Below are 17,903 nucleotides of genomic sequence, written 5' to 3'. Positions count from 1 at the left end.
GGCAAGTTGGCCGATATGAGTACGGCTACCCGCAGATTCCCCTTGTCCGACTGGACCGTGGCGGTCCCCGTGCTGGCGCTGGTCGCCCTCGTCCTCAGCTGGGGACGCGAGCTGCCCGGGCCCGCGGTGGCGCTCGTCGCGCTGTGCCTGGCGGGGGCCGTCCTGGCGGCCGTCCACCATGCCGAGGTCGTCGCCCACCGGGTGGGCGAGCCCTTCGGCTCCCTCGTCCTCGCCGTGGCCGTCACCGTCATCGAAGTGGCCCTCATCGTCACCCTGATGGCGGACGGCGGAGGCAAGACCGCCTCCCTCGCCCGGGACACGGTCTTCGCCGCCGTCATGATCACCTGCAACGGCATCGTCGGCCTGTCCCTGCTCGTGGGCGCGCTGCGCAACCGGGTCGCCGTCTTCAACGCCGAGGGCTCCGGTGCGGCCCTGGCGACCGTTGCGACCCTGGCCGTCCTCAGCCTCGTCCTGCCGACCTTCACCACCACCAAGCCCGGCCCCGAGTTCTCGCCGGCCCAGCTGACCTTCGCCGCCGTCGCCTCGCTCGCCCTGTACGGCCTGTTCGTCGCCGTCCAGACGGTCCGGCACCGGGACTACTTCCTGCCGGTGGGCAGCGAGGTGTCCGCCGCCTCCGGTGACGGTGACCACGCCGATCCGCCCAGCTCCCGCGCCACCCTGGTCAGCCTCGGCCTGCTGCTGGCCGCCCTCGTCGCCGTGGTGGGCAACGCCAAGGCCGTGTCCCCGACCATCGAGGCGGGCGTCGCCCGCGCGGGCCTGCCCCAGGCCGTCGTCGGTGTGATCATCGCCCTGCTCGTGCTGGCCCCGGAGACCCTGGCCGCCGTCCGGGCGGCCCGCCGGGACCGGGTCCAGACCAGCCTCAACCTGGCCTACGGCTCTTCCATCGCGAGCATCGGCCTGACCATCCCGGCCATCGCACTGGCCTCGGTCTGGCTCTCCGGGCCGCTGCTGCTCGGCCTCGGGCCGATCCACACGGTGCTGCTCGCGCTGACCGTCGTGGTCAGCGCGCTCACCATCGTCCCGGGCCGGGCCACCCTCCTCCAGGGCGGCGTCCACCTCGTCCTGCTGTCCGCGTACCTGTTCCTCGCCGTCAGCCCGTGAGTCCGTGAGTCCGTGAGTCCGCGAGTCGCCCCGCCGGTGCGGTGCCGGTTCGGTCCCGGCGCGGTCCTGTACGAGGGGACCGCGCCGGCCCCGGTTCAGCGACGCTCGCGCGGCCACACCACCTTCAGCTGCGGTGAGGCGAGGACGTCCCGCTCGCAGAACCGCGAGGTCACCCACCGCTCCCCGGACAGCAGCCGGGTCTGATCGGCGGAGTGGGGCGAGAGGGGGTTCGAGGACTGGCCGTACGTCAGCAACGTGCGCGCCACCGGGCAGTGGCCGCCGTCCCAGCCGACCGCCTGGATGTGGCTGGAGCCGTGCACGACCTCCGGGTAGCCTCCGGCGGCCGCGTCCCACGGCGCCTCGATCTTGTTCCAGACGCCCAGCGCCTCGGTGCCGCCCGACACCGGCAGCCGCTGCCCGCCGCGCACCACGAACTGGTGCGCGCCCAGCGGGGCGTCCAGTGCGATGCCCGCCGCCGCCAGTTCGGAGACCGTGTCCGCGAGGGCCCGGCCGATCCCGGGCGCGGCCGGGTTGAGCGCACGCGGCGTGCGGACGGGGTCGGCGGCCGAGAACGGCACCAGCCACAGGTCCTTGGCTGCCGTGCCCGCCGTGACCCTGCGCCAGAAGCGGTCGAAGAGGAGCGCGCCCCGGCTGCCGGTGTCGGCCGTGCGGTCCCAGCCGGCCAGCACGGCGCAGGCCGCCGTGACGTCCACCGTCCTGCCGTCGCTCGCCGTCGCCGTGCCGCCGGGCAGCGCGGCGCAGGCCTTGGCCGCGTCGGGCGCCGCCAGGTCACCGGCCGGGACGCGGTTGGCGAACTGCTGCGCCTGCAGGTCGGCGACGGTCAGCCGGCCCCGCGCGGCCATCGCCGCCACGTCCTCGACCGCTCCGCGCGTGCGCAGCGACCGCGGTGTGCCGAGGGTGCCCCAGATCCGCTCGTAGCCGGTCAGCGGCCGGTCCGCGTTGGCCAGCCAGGCGCTGTCGTTGGAGTTCTCGGCGTACGGGGCGTCGCGCAGGGTCGGTGCCTTCCCGGGGCCGAAGACGCCCGGCTGCACCGCGTCGGGGTCCGAGCCGATCGCGCAGTCGCCGCGCGCGCCGTCGAGGACGGCGAGCCCCGACGCCGGGTACGTGGCCCGTCCGAGCGGGGTGGAGCAGCGGGCGGCGAGCTCGTCGGTGATCCGGGGGAGCACCTGGGACTGGGTGAACAGGGTGGCGCCCGCGGAGTCCGCGGCGATCGTGTTGACCCAGGGCAGGCCCTGGGTACGCCTGAGGGCGTCCTGGATCCCGGCGACCGAACGGGCCTTGCCCAGGGCGAGGGCGGTGTCGAAGCCGCGCAGGTTCGCCGCGTTCGGGTCGTTCAGGGCGTAGGCGGTGGCCGTGCTCCAGGGCAGCGGCAGACCGGGGCCGAGGCCGGTGATGACCGGGCCGTAGCGGGTCCACCACTGGGTGCGGGTGACGCGCCGGCCGCCCGCCACCTGGACGGTGACCTGCCGTTCGGCCATCCGTTCCGGCTTCCCGTCGACCAGGTAGGTGGTCGGGTCGGTCGGGTCCAGGGTGAGCTGGTGCAGGTTGACGGGCGTGCCGGTGGCGACCGTGTGGCTCCAGGCGACCTTCTCGTTGAAGCCGATGTTCACCACGGCGGTGCCGAGCAGGGAGCCGCCCGAGACGTTCAGCTCGCCGGGTATCGTCTGCTGCGACTGCCAGAACCGGCGACCGCCCTGCCAGGGGTAGTGCGGGTTCCCGAGGAGCAGGCCGCGGCCGCTCGCGGTGGTGGACCCGGCGAAGGCCACCGCGTTGGAGCCCATGTCGTAGCGGCCGGTGTCGAAGAAGGCCCGCGCGGCCTCGGCGGCGGCCGCCGGATCGATCCCCGCCGCGTCGGGCGCTGTCGCCGTCGTACGGGCTCCGGTGCCGGGCGGCTGCGCTGCGGTTATCCCGTCGATGCCGCGGCCCTGGCCGCCGAGCACCGAGATCGCGAAGCCGCGGGAGGCCACGTCGAGGGCGGTGACGGGGCGGACCCAGGCGGCGCCCTTGCAGGCGGGATCGGTGATCTTGTTCTGGGCGAGCCAGGCGTTGTATCCGGCTGCCCAGCCGCGCATCAGCTCCTTCAGGTCCGTGCCGGGGCCGGCCGGGGCGGGGGTGGCGAGCAGCTTCTCGACGGTGCCGGACTGGCGGACGCCCGTGAAGTACAGGTCGCTGGAGAGGTTCTTGGCGGCGGAGGAGAGGGACCCGTCGGGCACCGCGTCGGCGCCGAACCAGCGCGAGCGCTCACCGGCGACGGTGACGAACCCGTCGGCCAGGACGCACACCTGGTCGGCGGCCTGGGCCCAGCCGGTGCCGAAGCCGAGGTTCGCGTAGTCCTTGGCCACTATGTGGGGTATGCCGTACTCGGTGTAGCGGATCACGGCGGACAGGCCGCCGCGGGACGGCCCGCGGTCCCCGGCGCCGGCGGCGTCGGCCGCGGCGGCCTGCGGTACGGCGGCCGCGGCGGCGAGCAGGGCGGCGCCGGTGAGGGCGGCGCGGCGGAGGAGCGGGCGGGTGCGGAATGGCAAGGTTGCCTCCCAAGTGGCGTGGCACGCGGGCGGGTTGCTCCTGGAGCAGCTGGTGCGTGCGTGCCCCCACACTCATGCAGGCGCGTTGACGGTCTGTCAACATCTCGTTTGGTATCCGAGCCGCGGTCTCGACCCCGCCACAAGCAGCCTCCGGCGGGTGTCGGCCCGCCCGCGTGCACGGCTGCCCGCGGGCATGACCGGCCTTCGCTCCGGACGGCTGGACGGCTGGACGGGTGGACGGGTGGACGGGTGGGCCGCCCTGAGGCGTGCTGCCGGGTGCCACCGGGCGACACCGTGCCGTCCATCGGCCTGCGGCTGGTCTGGCGGTCCGCCCCGGCTCAGTCCCGGTCGGAGAGGAGGCCGGTGTGGCGCAGGCGACGCACGGTGAGGTGTTCGTGGATCAGGCGGCCGACGAGCGCGCCGCCGTACACCACGAAGCCGACGCCGACCAGCCAGGACTGGACGACCAGCAGGGTTCCGAACGGGCCGTACGTGACCGCGTTCGAGGCGATCAGCGGGGAGAACACCAGCTGGGAGAAGACCCGCAGCCCGAGCAGGCCGATGCTGGTGGCCACCGCCCCCGGTACCAGCGCACGCCAGCGGACCCGGCCGCCGAGCAGCAGGCGCTGGGAGCCCCAGAAGAAGAGGCAGGTGCCGAGCAGGTCGCCCGTGGTGCCGAGGGCGGTGCCGACGGCGTCGTCGGAGGGTGCGGGGATCTCGACGAGCAGCGCGAGGTAGCAGACCAGCAGGGCGAGCCACACGACGTGCCGCCACATGGTGTGCCACCGGGCGGTCGGCAGGTCCCAGACCTTCTCGTAGCCGGTCTGGACGGCCGAGCCGAAGGTGAGGCCGAAGACGGCGAGAGCGGCGAGACCGAAGGCGGTGGTCCGCTCCAGCGCCAGGTCGGCGGCGCCGAACAGCATCTCGACCCGGGCGGCCGAGGCCTCGCTCACGCCGAGGGCCTGGCCGAGCCAGCGGCCGAAGCCGGAGCCGCTGCCCGGTGCGGCGGCGGCCACGACCACCAGCAGCGGCACCAGGGTCAGGAACCCGAGCGCCGCGAATCCCATGGCCCGGTGCATCAGCTCCATCTCGCGCCCCCGGCTCCAGGCCAGCCCGGCCGAGGAGGCCTGGAGCCGGGCTTGGATCCGGCGCAGCATCGAGGTCACGGAACTGGCCTACCCGGCGGCATGCGGCGAACCGCGGCGCCACCCGGGAAATGGGCCCGAAAGGGTGGTTTCGCGGGTCCGCCCGGAAGGTGTCCCGCTGTCCGCTACTGTGCCGTCCGCAGATCCACCAGCCGCTTGATCTTGCCCACCGAGCGCTCCAGCGTCTCCGGGTCGACGACCTCGACGGCGACCGAGACGCCGATGCCCTCCTTGACCGCCCGCACCACCTCGGCGGCCGCGGCCCGCCTGCGCCCGGCATCCGCATCCCGGCGCGCTTCCACCCGTACGGTCAGGGCGTCCATCCGGCCCTCGCGGGACAGCCGCAGCTGGAAGTGGGGTGCCAGGCCGGCCGTCCGCAGCAGGATCTCCTCGATCTGCGTCGGGTAGAGGTTCACCCCGCGCACGATGATCATGTCGTCGCTGCGGCCGGTCACCTTCTCCATGCGCCGGAAGGCCGGCCGGGCGGTACCCGGCAGCAGCCGGGTCAGGTCCCGGGTGCGGTAGCGGACGACCGGCATGGCCTCCTTGGTGAGCGAGGTGAACACCAGCTCCCCCGGCTCGCCTTCCGGCAGTACCTCGCCGGTGACCGGATCGACCACCTCCGGGTAGAAGTGGTCCTCCCAGATGTGCAGGCCGTCCTTGGTCTCGACGCATTCCTGCGCCACGCCCGGGCCCATCACCTCGGACAGCCCGTAGATGTCCACCGCGTCGATGCCGAGCCGCTCCTCGATCTCCCGGCGCATCTCCTCCGTCCACGGCTCCGCACCGAATATCCCCGTCCGCAGGGAGGTGGTCCGCGGGTCCATGCCCTGGCGCTCCATCTCGTCCAGCAGGGTGAGCATGTAGGAGGGCGTCACCATGATGACCTCCGGCCGGAAGTCCTGGATCAGCCTGACCTGGCGGTCCGTCATCCCGCCCGAGGCGGGGACGACCGTGCAGCCGAGGCGCTCCGCCCCGTAGTGCGCGCCGAGGCCGCCGGTGAAGAGGCCGTACCCGTACGCGACGTGGACGATCTGGCCGGGTCTGCCGCCGGCCGCCCGGATGGACCGGGCGACCACATCGGCCCAGGTGGCCAGATCCCCGTCGGTGTACCCGACGACGGTGGGGCGGCCGGTGGTGCCGCTGGAGGCGTGGATGCGGCGCACCTCGGAGCGGGGGACGGCGAACATGCCGAAGGGGTACTGGTCGCGCAGGTCGGTCTTCGTCGTGAAGGGGAACAGCGCGAGATCGGCGAGGGACCGGCAGTCGTCGGGGTGCACCCCCGCCTCGTCGAAGGCCCGGCGGTGGAAGGGGACCCGCTCGTAGGCGCGGTGCAGCGTCTCGCGCAGCCGCTTCAGCTGGAGGGCGGCCAGCTCGTCGCGGCCCAGCCGCTCGCTGTCGTCGTGGAAACCTGCGTACGCCGTCATGCCGTCACCTCATCGTGAGCGAGCCCCGCCAACCGACCGATCATTCGGTAGATTGCCGGACCCCGGCGCCGAAATCAATGACTCGAACCAGTGATCGCATGATGGGATCGGGCCCATGCCTCTGTTCACCACGTACGACGGAACCCGACTCGCCTACCACGTCCGGGGGGAGGGCGAACCGCTCCTGTGCCTGCCCGGCGGGGCCATGCGCGCCTCCGCCTACCTGGGCGACCTCGGCGGCCTGGCCGACCGGCGCCGGCTCGTCCTGCTCGACCTGCGCGGCACCGGCGGCTCCGCGGTCCCCGCGGACGAAAGGACCTACCGGGTCGACCACCAGGTCGCCGACGTCGAGGCGCTCCGCCTCCACCTGGGTCTGGAGCGCATGGACCTGCTGGCCCACTCGGCCGGCGCCAACCTCGTCCAGCTGTACGCCGCCCGGCACCCCGAGCGGCTGCGCCGGGTGGTCCTGGTCACCCCGACCGCCTGGGCCGTGGACCTGTCGTCCACGCCCGGGCAGAAGCTGGCCGCGGCCCGGCTGCGGGCGGGCAGCGAGCCGTACGACACTGCCATCGCGGCCTACGAGCGGATCCTGGCGGGCGGGGACGCCGACGCCGACTGGGACCGGGCCGCTCCCGTCTTCTACGGGCGGTGGGACGAGCGGGCCCGGGCGAACTACGCGGCCGGCGAGCAGCAGCAAAACCAGAAGGCGGCCCTGGCCTTCGCGGGCCCCGGAGCCTTCGACCCGCCCGCCACCCGCCAGGCACTGCGGCGGCTCACGGCCGAGGTGCTGGTGCTGGCCGGAGAGCTGGACGGCAACCCGCCCCCGGCCCTGGCCGCGCAGCTCGCGGAGCTCTTCCCGCGGGGTGCGGTCGACGTGCAGCCGGGCGCGGCGCACTTCCCGTTCCTGGACGACCCGGAGTGGTTCGCGGCCCGCGTCGAGCGGTTCCTGTCCCAAGGCGCCTGAGCGCCCGGGCCTGGCCGGGCGGCCCCGGCCGGGGCCGGCCCCCCGTACACCGACGGGCGCGCGGCCGCCCGCGCGTCGGCGTACGGTCGAAGCAGATGCCCCTCGCGAAGGGAGGCGGCGGCGATGTCCGTCATCGACCCCGCGGTGTCGGTACGCCTGAGTGCCGCCGGCGCCCGGCGCCTCTACGCGCTGCTGGCGGAGACGGCCCACCTGCTGGAGCACCCCGGCCCCGTACAGCTGACCGACGAGCAGGTCGGCGCACTGGGCGGGGGCGCGGACCGTGACGAGCTCGCCACCTGGGCCCGCGCCCTCGCGGCCGACCTGCGCTCCCAGCTCTAGGGGAGTGTCCTGTCTAGGCAGTGTCCTGCCGATCAGGCCGGCCGGCCGCGTCCGCCTCCGTGGCCACCGACTTCGCCCAGCGGTAGTCCGCCTTGCCGCTGGGAGAGCGCTCGATCGCGGGCGTGACGACCAGCTGGCGGGGGATCTTGTAGCCCGCCAGCCGGCTGCGGCAGTGGGTCTGGATCTCGTCCAGCGTCGGCTCCGGCGCGCCGTCCCGGATCTGGACCACCGCCGCGACGTGGTTGCCCCAGCGCGCGTCCGGCACCCCGGCGACCAGGGCGTCGTACACGTCCGGATGGGACTTCAGCGCCTGCTCGACCTCCTCCGGGTAGACCTTCTCGCCGCCCGTGTTGATGCACTGCGAGCCGCGCCCCAGCACGGTGACGATGCCCTGTTCGTCGACGGTCGCCATGTCGCCGAGCAGCACCCACCGCTCGTCGCCCTTCCGGAAGAAGGTCTCGGCGGTCTTCACCGGGTCGTTGTAGTAGCCGAGCGGGACGTGGCCGCGCTGCGCCAGACGGCCCGGTACGCCCACCGGTACGGGCTCGTGGGTCACCGGGTCCACCACCTGGGTCCGGTCGTTGACCGCGAGGCGGAAGCCCTTCTCCGGGCCCGCGTCGTCGGTCGCCCGCCCGTTCGATCCGGACTCCGAGGAGCCGAAGTTGTTCAGCAGCATCACATGCGGCACGAGCCGCTGGAACTCGGCCCGCACCGTCTCCGACATGATCGCCCCCGATGAGGAGACGCTGAACAGCGAGGACAGGTCCGTCCCCTTCAGCGGCCCGTTCAGGGCGTCGATGAGCGGCCGCAACATCGCGTCCCCCACGAGCGACACGCTCGACACCTTCTCCTTCTCGATCGTCCGGAGGACTTCCTCGGGCGCGTACTTGCGGTGGATCACCACCCGCTGTCCGTAGTTGAAGGCGATGAACGAGGTCAGCGTCGAGGTGCCGTGCATCAGTGGGGGAGCGGGGAAGAAGGTCAGCCCGGCGCCGCGCGCCGCGACCCGCTCGGCCAGCTCCTCGGGCCGCTTCACCGGCTCGCCCGAGGGCTCGCCGCCGAACAGCCCCGCGAAGAACAGGTCCTCGGCCCGCCACATGACGCCCTTGGGCATGCCGGTCGTGCCGCCGGTGTAGATGATGAAGAGGTCGTCGGGGGAGCGGGGCGGGAAGCCGCGTTCGGGGGAGCCCGCCGCTTCGGCGGCCGCGTACGCGACCGGCGCGATCGAGGGCTCCGGTGCGCCCTCGGGGGCCGCTCCGACCCGGATCAGGTGCCGCAGCCCCGGCGTCTGCGGCAGGGCGGCCGCCACCCGCGCGGTGAACTCGCCTTCGAAGACGAGCGCGGAGAGGTCGGCGTCGTTGTAGAGGTAGACCAGCTCCTCCTCCACGTACCGGTAGTTGACGTTCACCGGGACGAGGCGGGCCTTCAGGCAGGCCAGGACGGTCTGCAGGTACTCGATCCCGTTGTAGAGGTGCAGGCCCAGGTGCTCGCCGGCCTTCAGTCCGCTGTCCAGCAGGTGGTGGGCGATGCGGTTCGCCGCCGCGTCCAGCTGCGCGTAGGTCAGACGGCGCTCGGCGCCGGTCCCGGGGTGGTCCACGTACACCAGGGCCTCGCGGTCCGGGACCACGTCGACGACCGACTCGAACAGGTCGGCAAGGTTGTACTCCACCGTTCCTCCTCACCCCCGAAAGTCCCCCGTGGCGCAGCCGCCACCGGGCCGCTCGGCGGCCATTAGAGCGCCGCCCACCCGAACTGGGAAGGGCGCAGCCCAAGAAATCTGACTGAGTGTCAGAAAACCCTTGAAGTGCACACGGCCCTCCTGCAACCTGTTCTAGGTCTTGAGACGGGAGGACGGCAATGGGTGGGACGGAACACCTGACCGTGGAGCGCCGCGGCGCCACGCTGGTGCTCACCATGAACAGGCCCGAGGCGAAGAACGCGCTCTCGCTGCCGCTGCTGGTGGGGCTCTACGACGGCTGGCTGGAGGCGGACGCCGACGACACCGTCCGCTCGGTCGTCCTGACCGGCGCGGGCGGGGACTTCTGCGCGGGGATGGACCTGAAGGCGCTGGCCGGGAAGGGCATGGCGGGCGAGCAGTACCGGGACCGCCTGAAAGCCGACCCCGACCTGCACTGGAAGGCCATGCTCCGCCACCACCGCCCGCGCAAGCCGGTGATCGCGGCGGTCGAGGGCTACTGCGTGGCCGGCGGCACCGAGATCCTCCAGGGCACGGACATCCGGGTCGCGGGTGCGGGCGCCACCTTCGGACTGTTCGAGGTCAAGCGCGGCCTCTTCCCCATCGGCGGCTCCACGGTGCGGCTGCCGCGCCAGATTCCGCTCACGCATGCGCTGGAGATGCTGTTGACCGGCCGGCCCTACTCCGCCGAGGAGGCGGCCCGGATCGGCCTGGTCGGCCAGGTCGTCCCCGACGGGACGGCGCTGGCCAAGGCCCTGGAGATCGCCGAGCAGGTCAACGCCTGCGGACCGCTGGCCGTCGAGGCGGTCAAGGCCTCCGTCTACGAGACCGCCGAGATGACCGAGACGGACGGACTGGCCGCCGAACTGGTGCGCGGATGGCCGGTCTTCGACACGGCGGACGCCAAGGAGGGCGCCCGCGCCTTCGCCGAAAAACGCCCCGCGGTCTACCGCCGGGCGTAACCGCTTCCCCCGCGGCCCCCGCGCCCCGCGGCCCCGCGCCCCGCCATCCCGCGCCCCCGTCACCCCGCCGAACCGCCCCCGAGTCCGCCCCGGAGAATCGGAGAGCCCTCATGACAGCAGCCGCGTCCCCACCAGAGGTGCTGCGCGCGCCACTCGTCGTCGAGTTTCCCTTCACCCGGTCCCTCGGGCCCGTGCAGAGCGCCTTCCTGACCGGGCTGCGCGAACGCGTCGTCCTCGGCGTCAAGGCCACCGACGGCACGGTGATGGTCCCACCCGTCGAATACGACCCCCGCACCGCCGAGGAGATCCGCGAGCTCGTCGAGGTCGCCCCCACCGGCACCGTCACCACCTGGGCGTGGAACGGCCGGCCCCGCCCCCACCAGCCCCTCGACACCCCCTTCGCCTGGGCCCTCGTACGCCTGGACGGCGCCGACACCGCGATCCTGCACGCCCTCGACGCGGCCGGACCCGAAGCCGTGTACACCGGGATGCGGGTACGGGTGCGCTGGGCCGAGGAGCGGGTCGGGGCGATCACCGACATCGCCTGCTTCGAACCGTACGAGGGCCCCGCCGAGCGCGAACCGGCCCCGCACGACGGCGTCTTCGCCGACGCCGTCACCGGGATCACCGCACCGGCGCGCCTCGACTACACCTACAGCCCCGGCCGCGCCCAGACCGCGTACATCAACGCCCTCGCCGAGCAGAAGACCGTCGGCGAACGCTGCCCCTCCTGCCACAAGGTGTACGTGCCGCCGCGCGGCGCCTGCCCCACCTGCGGGGTCGCCACCACCGACCGGGTCGAGGTCGGCCCCGCCGGCACCGTCACCACCTTCTGCATCGTGAACATCAAGGCGCGCAACCTCGACATCGAAGTCCCCTACGTCTACGCCCACATCGCCCTCGACGGCGCCGACCTGGCCTTCCACGGCCGGATCGGCGGCATCCCGTACGACCAGGTCCGCATGGGCCTGCGGGTGGAACCCGTGTGGACCGAAGGCGGGCGCTACCCCGACCACTACCGCCCCACCGGCGAGCCGGACGCGGACTACGACGCGTACAAGGAGCTCATCTGATGCCCCGACCGACGGCCCGATCGACGGCCCGGTACGCCCGCGAGGTCGCCGTCGTCGCCTTCGCGCAGAGCGACCACCTGCGGCGCACCGACGAGCTCAGCGAAGTCGAGATGGTGATGCCGGTCCTGCACCAGGTGCTGGAGCAGACCGGCCTGAAGGCCGGTGAGATCGGCTTCACCTGCTCCGGCTCCAGCGACTACCTCGCCGGCCGGGCCTTCTCCTTCACCATGACCCTGGACGGGGTGGGCGCCTGGCCGCCGATCTCCGAATCGCACGTCGAGATGGACGGCGCGTGGGCCCTGTACGAGGCCTGGGTCAAGATCCAGACCGGCGAGGCCGACACCGCGCTCGTGTACGCGTACGGGAAGACCTCGCCCGGATCCGTACGCGACGTCCTGACCCGGCAGCTCGACCCCTACTACGTGGCGCCGCTGTGGCCCGACGCGGTGGCCCTCGCCGCCCTCCAGGCCCAGGCGCTGATTGACGCCGGGCAGAGCGACGAGGACGCCCTCGCCGCCATCGGAGCCCGCAGCCGGGCCGCCGCCGGGGAGAACCCGCACGCCCAGCTCCGGGGCGCCGTCCCGCAGGGCGACTACCAGGTGCGGCCGCTGCGCACCGGCGACTGCCCGCCCATCGGCGACGGTGCGGCCGCGGTCGTCCTCGCCGCGGGGGACACGGCGCGGCGGCTGTGCGCGCGGCCCGCCTGGATCACCGGCATCGACCACCGGATCGAAGCGCACGGCCTGGGCCTGCGCGACCTCACCGACTCCCCGTCGACCCGGACGGCCGCAGAACACGCGGGCGTGTTCGACGCCCCGGTGGACACGGCCGAACTGCACGCGCCGTTCTCCTCCCAGGAGGTCGTGCTCCGCAAGGCGCTCGGGCTCGGCGAGGCCGTCACCGTCAACCCCTCCGGCGGGGCGCTGGCCGCCAACCCGGTCATGGCCGCCGGCCTGATCCGGATCGGCGAGGCCGCCGCCCGGATCCACCGCGGCGCGTCCGACCGGGCCGTCGCCCACGCCACCTCCGGCCCCTGCCTCCAGCAGAACCTGGTCGCCGTCCTGGAAGGGGACCCCGTATGAGCACGTCGGGCAAGGAACCGGTGGCCGTCGTCGGCATCGGCCAGACCAAGCACGTCGCCGCCCGCCACGACGTCTCCATCGCCGGCCTGGTCCGCGAGGCGGCCGCCCGCGCGCTCGCCGACGCCGAGCTGACCTGGGCGGACATCGACGCGGTCGTCATCGGCAAGGCCCCCGACTTCTTCGAGGGCGTGATGATGCCGGAGCTGTACCTGGCCGACGCCCTCGGCGCGGTCGGCAAGCCCATGCTGCGCGTCCACACCGCCGGCTCGGTGGGCGGCTCCACCGCACTCGTCGCCTCGAACCTGGTCGCGGCCCGCGTCCACCGCACGGTGCTCACCCTCGCCTTCGAGAAGCAGTCGGAATCCAACGCCATGTGGGGCCTGTCGCTGCCCGTCCCCTTCCAGCAGCCCCTGCTGGCGGGCGCGGGCGGCTTCTTCGCCCCGCACGTCCGGGCGTACATGCGGCGCACCGGCGCGCCCGACACGGTCGGCTCGCTGGTCGCGTACAAGGACCGCCGCAACGCGCTGAAGAACCCGTACGCCCATCTGCACGAGCACGACATCACCCTGGAGAAGGTCCAGGCCTCGCCGATGCTGTGGGACCCGGTCCGGTACTCGGAGACCTGCCCCTCCTCCGACGGGGCCTGCGCCATGGTCCTCACCGACCGGGCGGGCGCGGCCCGTTCCCCGCGGCCGCCGGCCTGGGTGCACGGCGGGGCCATGCGCAGCGAACCCACGCTGTTCGCGGGCAAGGACTTCGTCTCGCCGCAGGCGGGCAAGGACTGCGCCGCCGACGTGTACCGGCAGGCCGGGATCACCGACCCGCGCCGGGAGATCGACGCGGTGGAGATGTACGTGCCGTTCTCCTGGTACGAGCCCATGTGGCTGGAGAACCTGGGCTTCGCGCAGGAGGGCGAGGGCTGGAAGCTCACGGAAGCCGGGGTCACCGAGCTGGACGGCGACCTCCCCGTGAACCCCTCCGGCGGAGTCCTGTCCACCAATCCGATCGGCGCCTCCGGCATGATCCGCTTCGCGGAGGCGGCGCTCCAGGTCCGCGGCCAGGCGGGGGAACACCAGGTTCCCGGAGCCCGGCGCGCGCTGGGACACGCGTACGGAGGCGGCGCGCAGTTCTTCGCGATGTGGCTGGTGGGGGCGCAAGCGCCCGCCTCCTGAGGAGGGTTGACGTCCGTGCGACTCCCGGGGGGCGGGTGCCCGACCGGCCGCGGGTGACGCACCGTGGTCTGTGCGACACCCGCCGCGATGGTTAACCTGGCCCCCGGACGACGTACCGGGAGGAGCACGCACGTGGCCGAGAGCATGACTTCGCAGCCCCTGGCCGGCTGGGGCAAGCCGGACCTCGATCTCAGCGGGGCGGACTGGCAGTCCAGCAGCCGGGGGGCGGGCGACGTCCAGATCGCCTTCGTCGAGGGATTCATCGCGATGCGCAACAGCGAGCGCCCCGAGAGCCCGTCGCTGATCTTCGCGCCGGACGAGTGGCGCAGGTTCGTCCTGGACGCGCGGGGCGGAGAGTTCGACCTGACGTAGCTCCGGGCCGCAGGCGGCGTACCACCGGGCGCGGCCGCCGCTCCGGTGGCGCCGCCTCCGGGCCCGGGAGGCGTGGAGGAACCCGGTCGCGATCTTTCCCGGCAGACGGCCTCGCGCGGGCGCGCGCGGGCGTACGCTGATCGCCGAACCGGCCTGGGGGGTACCAGCCATGACGGATCGCCGGACCCGCATACGGCGCACGATGTTCGAACGCGAGGCAGAGCTCGCCACGGTGGACGAGGCCTTGGACCAGCTCACCGACGCCGGCACCGGCACCGCTTCCGGCACGGGCGGCGCGCTGCTCGCCTTCTCCGGCCCGGCCGGTCTCGGCAAGACCACCCTCCTCGCCGAAGTGCGCCGGCGCGCCCGCGCCCGCTCCTGCACCCTCCTCGCCGCCCGCGGCGGCGAACAGGAGCAGAGCCAGCCCTTCCACGTCGCCCGCCAGCTCATCCAGCCCCAGCTGGCCGGCCGCTCCGAGGAGGAACTGCGCGCCGCCCTCGGCAGCTGGTACGCCATCATCGGCCCCGCCCTCGGCCTCTGCGCCCCCGACCAGGGCGCCCCACCCGACCCCCAGGGCCTGCGGGACGGCCTCGACTGGGTCCTCACCCACCTCGCCGTGCAGCGCGCCCCCGTCGTCCTCGTCCTCGACGACGCGCACTGGGCCGACCCCGAATCCCTCTCCTGGCTCGCCGCCTTCGCCCCGCGCGCCGAACACCTCCCCCTGCTCCTCGTCGTCGCGTACCGCCCCGACGAACTGCCTCCGCACGCCGATTCCTTCCGCACGCTGCCCGGCCGTGCCGGACAGCGCCCGCTCGCACTGGCACCGCTCACGGCGGGCGCCGTCTCCACCCTCCTCCGCGAAACACTCGGCGACCACGCCGACGACGCGTTCTGCCGGGAGGCCTGGACCGTCACCACCGGCAACCCCTTCGATGCCGTCGAGCTCACCGCCAAGGTCCGCGACGAGGGCCTGGCCCCCGTCGAGGCCAGCGCACCGCTGCTGCGCGACCTCGCCGCCGCTCAGCGGGGCAGTGGCCTCGTCGCCCGCCTGCGCAGCCTCGGCCCCTCCACGGTGCGCTTCGCCTGGGCCTGCGCCGTGCTCGGCACCGCCATCCCGCAGGACCTCGCCGCGCGCGTCGCCGGACTCGGTTCCGAGGAGGCCGCCGACGCGACCGGGCGGCTCCGCGGCGCCCGCATCCTGTCCGGGCCCGCCGAGGACCCCGACGCCGGTCTGGAGTTCGTCCACCCGCTGATCGCCACCGCCCTCTACCGCGCCATCCCGGACGCACTCCGGGTCGCCCTCCACGGCCAGGCCGCCGCCGCCGTCGTCGACGCAGGGCGGGGCCCCTCCGCCGCCGCCCGCCACCTGCTGGAGACCCACCCGGAGAACGACCCCTGGGTGGTGCGCACGCTGCGCGAGGCCGCCGCCGAGAACCTGCGGGCCGGCGCCCCCGAAGCTGCCCGCCGCCAGCTCGCCCGCGCCCTGCGCGAGCCCCCCGACTTCGACCAGCGGGCCGCCGTCCTGTACGAGCTCGGCTGCGCCTCCCTGCTCACCGAACCCGCGAACACCGTCAACCACCTGCGCGCCGCGCTCGCCGAACCCTCCGACGACCCCGGGCTGCGCCAGGGCATCGTCATCCGGCTCGCCCAGGTCCTCGCCCACAGCGACCGCCTCGCCGACGCCTCGGAGTGCCTGGCGCGGGAGATCCCGAAGACCCCGGACGTACGGGCCCGCCTGCGACTGCAGTCCGAACAGTTCATGTGGGACGCCTTCAACGCCGCCGAGACCGACTCCCCGGCCCGCTCGCGGCGCCTGGCCCGACTCGCCGACCGGCTGACCGGACGCGACCTCACCGAGCGGTACGTCATCGGCCTGCGCGCCTGGGACGCCTGCCTGCGCGGAGAGCCCTTGGACGTCGTCCTGCACCACGCCGACCGCGCCCTGGACGGCGGGTTCAGCTGGGCGCACGAGGACCGGGGCTTCGAGGTGCCCGTGCTCGCCGCCCTGGTCCACATGTACGCCGACCGGCCCTGGCGGGCGGAGGAGCTGTTCGACGCGGGCACCGCCGAGTTCGAGCGGCAGGGCTGGCGCGGGGCGCACCTCTCCTTCGCGTACAGCCTGCGCGCCTACATCCGCTACCGGCGGGGGCGGCTCGCCGAGGCCGAGGAACTCGTCCGGGCCGGGCTGCGGCTCGCCGAACGCGTGGGCCGGCGCACCCCCGTCCACTGGTACGCCATAGCGATCCTCGTCGCGACCCTGCTCGCGCGGGGGCGGGTCGAGGAGGCCTGGGAGCTGGCCCGGGAGCACGACTACGGACGGCCCTTCCCGGCCGCCGTCGTCTTCCCCGACTCCCAGACCGTCTACGCCGAACTGCTCCTGGCCCGCGGGGAGCGCAAGGCCGCCGCCGTCGAGCTGGAAGAGGTGGACCGGCGGCTGACCCCGCGCGGCATCCAGAACCCGGCCTGGTGCCCCTGGCAGCTGCACCTGGCCCGCGCCGTGGCCGCGGAGGACCCGGGCCGCGCGCGGGCCCTGGCCGGCGACGCCGTCCGGCGGGCCCGGGCCTTCGGCGCGGGCTCCGCCATCGGGCAGGCCCTGAGGGTGGCGGCGGAGGTCGCGGAGCCGGAGGACCGGGAAGGACTCCTGCGGGAGGCCGTGGCCCTGCTGTCGGCATCCCCCGCCGGATACGAACTGGCCTGCGCCCTGGCGGCCTTGGGTACGGCCCTGCGGGACCGGGACCTGCTCGTTCGGGCCGTGGCGGCGGCGCGGGAGTGCGGCGCGGACGGACTGGCGGCCGAAGCGGCCGCCGCCCTGCCGGGATACGGCGCCTTGCCGCGCTGCGATCCGGGCACCCTGCAACCGAATCGCCACACGGGGGACAACCGCGTATGAACACGCCACCATCGGCCCCTGGAGCGCAGCGCACCGCCGGATCACCGGTCCGGATCGGCGCTCTCGTTCCGCTGACTCGCCCCGGCTGGGTCGAGGCAGGCCGACACCTGCTCGCCGGACTCGAACTCGCCGTGAGCGAAGTCAACGACGCCGGCGGGATCGGCGGAAGACCACTGGAGCTGGTGGTCCGGGACACCGCGGCCGATCCCCAGAGGGCCGCGGCGGCCGTGGACGAACTGGCCGGCCTGGGCGTCGCCGCCTTGGCGGGGGAGTACCACAGCGTCGTCGCTCGCGCCGCTGCCGCCAGGGCCGACGCCCTCGGCCTGCTGTTCCTCTGCTCGTCGGCGGTGCTCGACGCGCTCACCGAACAGCCGACGGAATGGGTCGCGCGCCTCGCCCCGGCGCAGTCCCGCGGCTGGCAGATCTACGCGGACTTCCTCCTCGGCGCGGGCCACCGCCGCATCGCCGTGGCAGCCGAACCGAGCGTCTACTGGGCGTCCGGCACCCGCATCCTGCGGGACCACCTCGCTCCACGCGGCGGCACCGTCATCGAACTCGACATGCGCGCGCTCGCTCCCACGGCCGTGTGCGACGCACTCGTCGACCAGCGCGCGACAGCCCTCCTGCTCCTGGTCGGGCACCCCGAACCGGCCGTGTCGATCGTCAAGTCCGTCCGTCGCGACCAGCGCCTCGCCGGCCTCTTGACGGGTGCTCCGGCAGGGCAACCGGAGTTCGCCGAGTGGGTGACGTTGCTGGGTGACGACGGCGCCGCGATCCCGTTCCTGCGCTACCTGCCCGAGCGCCTCGGCCCACTGGGCGCACGGGTCGAGACGGCCCTTCGGGAGCGGCTGGCCGAAGCGCCCTCCTTCGTCGCCTTCGAGGGCTATGACACGGTCACCGTCCTCGCCGAAGTGCTGCGCCCTCACGGCGCGGACCGGGCGCGCACGGCCGCAGCCTGGCCGCGCGTCGCAGTCGAAGGCACCCGCGGACCGATCCGGTTCTCCCGTACGCCGGGCATCAGCGTGTGGCAATGGGCGTGGACGCCGATCCAAGTCGTCGACCGGGATCCGGCGGACCCCGACCGCTTTCGGATCCTCCACGCCGGCTGAGAGA

The 17,903-nt window shown here is 73.9% G+C and carries 14 protein-coding genes; 10 read left to right on the top strand and 4 right to left on the bottom strand.

What is annotated here, in order from left to right:
• Window positions 1-15 precede the first annotated feature (15 nt).
• Window positions 16-1,122: a calcium:cation antiporter gene (locus AC0666_RS20650; protein ID WP_468964614.1), complete on the top strand. Its 1,107-nt coding sequence runs from the start codon at window positions 16-18 to the stop codon at window positions 1,120-1,122.
• A gap of 95 nt (window positions 1,123-1,217) precedes the next feature.
• Here AC0666_RS20650 and AC0666_RS20645 read toward each other — a convergent pair whose 3' ends face one another.
• The 3 genes from AC0666_RS20645 to paaK form a co-directional block, all read right to left on the bottom strand.
• Complete coding sequence (locus AC0666_RS20645; RefSeq protein WP_478708087.1) at window positions 1,218-3,668, bottom strand: penicillin acylase family protein; 2,451 nt, start codon at window positions 3,666-3,668, stop codon at window positions 1,218-1,220.
• Between the two features lie 338 nt (window positions 3,669-4,006).
• Complete coding sequence (locus tag AC0666_RS20640; protein WP_468965407.1) at window positions 4,007-4,825, bottom strand: YhjD/YihY/BrkB family envelope integrity protein; 819 nt, start codon at window positions 4,823-4,825, stop codon at window positions 4,007-4,009.
• Between the two features lie 113 nt (window positions 4,826-4,938).
• The gene (gene paaK, locus AC0666_RS20635; protein WP_468964618.1) at window positions 4,939-6,240 is read right to left on the bottom strand and encodes a phenylacetate--CoA ligase PaaK; all 1,302 of its coding nucleotides are present in this window, start codon (window positions 6,238-6,240) and stop codon (window positions 4,939-4,941) included.
• Between the two features lie 115 nt (window positions 6,241-6,355).
• Between paaK and AC0666_RS20630 the strand changes: the two genes are divergently transcribed.
• Window positions 6,356-7,204, top strand: coding sequence for an alpha/beta fold hydrolase (locus AC0666_RS20630; protein WP_468964620.1), 849 nt, complete (start codon window positions 6,356-6,358; stop codon window positions 7,202-7,204).
• 123 nt (window positions 7,205-7,327) lie between these two features.
• Window positions 7,328-7,543, top strand: coding sequence for a hypothetical protein (locus AC0666_RS20625; protein ID WP_356851849.1), 216 nt, complete (start codon window positions 7,328-7,330; stop codon window positions 7,541-7,543).
• Window positions 7,544-7,556: 13 nt separating this feature from the next.
• Here the strand turns inward: AC0666_RS20625 and AC0666_RS20620 are convergent, their stop codons facing one another.
• Window positions 7,557-9,212 (bottom strand): acyl-CoA synthetase, encoded by a 1,656-nt coding sequence (locus AC0666_RS20620; RefSeq protein ID WP_478708086.1) that lies wholly within the window; start codon window positions 9,210-9,212, stop codon window positions 7,557-7,559.
• 188 nt (window positions 9,213-9,400) lie between these two features.
• On the opposite strand from AC0666_RS20620, the gene AC0666_RS20615 reads away from it, so the two are divergent.
• The 7 genes from AC0666_RS20615 (at window position 9,401) to AC0666_RS20585 (ending at window position 17,899) form a co-directional block, all read left to right on the top strand.
• Entirely contained in the window at window positions 9,401-10,201 is an 801-nt protein-coding gene (locus AC0666_RS20615; RefSeq protein ID WP_468964624.1) for a crotonase/enoyl-CoA hydratase family protein, read from the top strand.
• Window positions 10,202-10,311: 110 nt separating this feature from the next.
• Window positions 10,312-11,274: a Zn-ribbon domain-containing OB-fold protein gene (locus AC0666_RS20610; protein WP_478708085.1), complete on the top strand. Its 963-nt coding sequence runs from the start codon at window positions 10,312-10,314 to the stop codon at window positions 11,272-11,274.
• Window positions 11,274-12,356, top strand: a complete 1,083-nt coding sequence (locus AC0666_RS20605) for a thiolase domain-containing protein (RefSeq protein ID WP_468964628.1) — start codon at window positions 11,274-11,276, stop codon at window positions 12,354-12,356. Before AC0666_RS20610 ends, AC0666_RS20605 begins: the two co-directional genes overlap by 1 nt.
• Complete coding sequence (locus AC0666_RS20600) at window positions 12,353-13,528, top strand: thiolase domain-containing protein (RefSeq protein WP_468964630.1); 1,176 nt, start codon at window positions 12,353-12,355, stop codon at window positions 13,526-13,528. Before AC0666_RS20605 ends, AC0666_RS20600 begins: the two co-directional genes overlap by 4 nt.
• 144 nt (window positions 13,529-13,672) lie before the next feature.
• A complete protein-coding gene (locus AC0666_RS20595; RefSeq protein WP_468580420.1) occupies window positions 13,673-13,900 on the top strand; it encodes a DUF397 domain-containing protein in 228 nt (75 codons plus the stop codon).
• Between the two features lie 169 nt (window positions 13,901-14,069).
• A complete protein-coding gene (locus AC0666_RS20590; protein WP_478708084.1) occupies window positions 14,070-16,790 on the top strand; it encodes an ATP-binding protein in 2,721 nt (906 codons plus the stop codon).
• Entirely contained in the window at window positions 16,787-17,899 is a 1,113-nt protein-coding gene (locus tag AC0666_RS20585) for an ABC transporter substrate-binding protein (RefSeq protein WP_478708083.1), read from the top strand. Before AC0666_RS20590 ends, AC0666_RS20585 begins: the two co-directional genes overlap by 4 nt.
• The last annotated feature ends 4 nt before the right edge of the window (window positions 17,900-17,903 follow it).

Source organism: Streptomyces sp. NPDC043680, assembly GCF_056436685.1.
This window is presented reverse-complemented; position numbering and strand designations above follow the sequence as displayed.

Bases quoted from the DNA above. Each gene is read 5' to 3' on its own strand.
- AC0666_RS20650 (WP_468964614.1), top strand. From the start codon at position 16: ATGAGTACGGCTACCCGCAGATTCCCCTTGTCCGACTGGACCGTGGCG.
- AC0666_RS20640 (WP_468965407.1), bottom strand. From the start codon at position 4,825: ATGCTGCGCCGGATCCAAGCCCGGCTCCAGGCCTCCTCGGCCGGGCTG.
- paaK (WP_468964618.1), bottom strand. From the start codon at position 6,240: ATGACGGCGTACGCAGGTTTCCACGACGACAGCGAGCGGCTGGGCCGC.
- AC0666_RS20630 (WP_468964620.1), top strand. From the start codon at position 6,356: ATGCCTCTGTTCACCACGTACGACGGAACCCGACTCGCCTACCACGTC.
- AC0666_RS20625 (WP_356851849.1), top strand. From the start codon at position 7,328: ATGTCCGTCATCGACCCCGCGGTGTCGGTACGCCTGAGTGCCGCCGGC.
- AC0666_RS20615 (WP_468964624.1), top strand. From the start codon at position 9,401: ATGGGTGGGACGGAACACCTGACCGTGGAGCGCCGCGGCGCCACGCTG.
- AC0666_RS20610 (WP_478708085.1), top strand. From the start codon at position 10,312: ATGACAGCAGCCGCGTCCCCACCAGAGGTGCTGCGCGCGCCACTCGTC.
- AC0666_RS20605 (WP_468964628.1), top strand. From the start codon at position 11,274: ATGCCCCGACCGACGGCCCGATCGACGGCCCGGTACGCCCGCGAGGTC.
- AC0666_RS20600 (WP_468964630.1), top strand. From the start codon at position 12,353: ATGAGCACGTCGGGCAAGGAACCGGTGGCCGTCGTCGGCATCGGCCAG.
- AC0666_RS20595 (WP_468580420.1), top strand. From the start codon at position 13,673: ATGACTTCGCAGCCCCTGGCCGGCTGGGGCAAGCCGGACCTCGATCTC.
- AC0666_RS20590 (WP_478708084.1), top strand. From the start codon at position 14,070: ATGACGGATCGCCGGACCCGCATACGGCGCACGATGTTCGAACGCGAG.
- AC0666_RS20585 (WP_478708083.1), top strand. From the start codon at position 16,787: ATGAACACGCCACCATCGGCCCCTGGAGCGCAGCGCACCGCCGGATCA.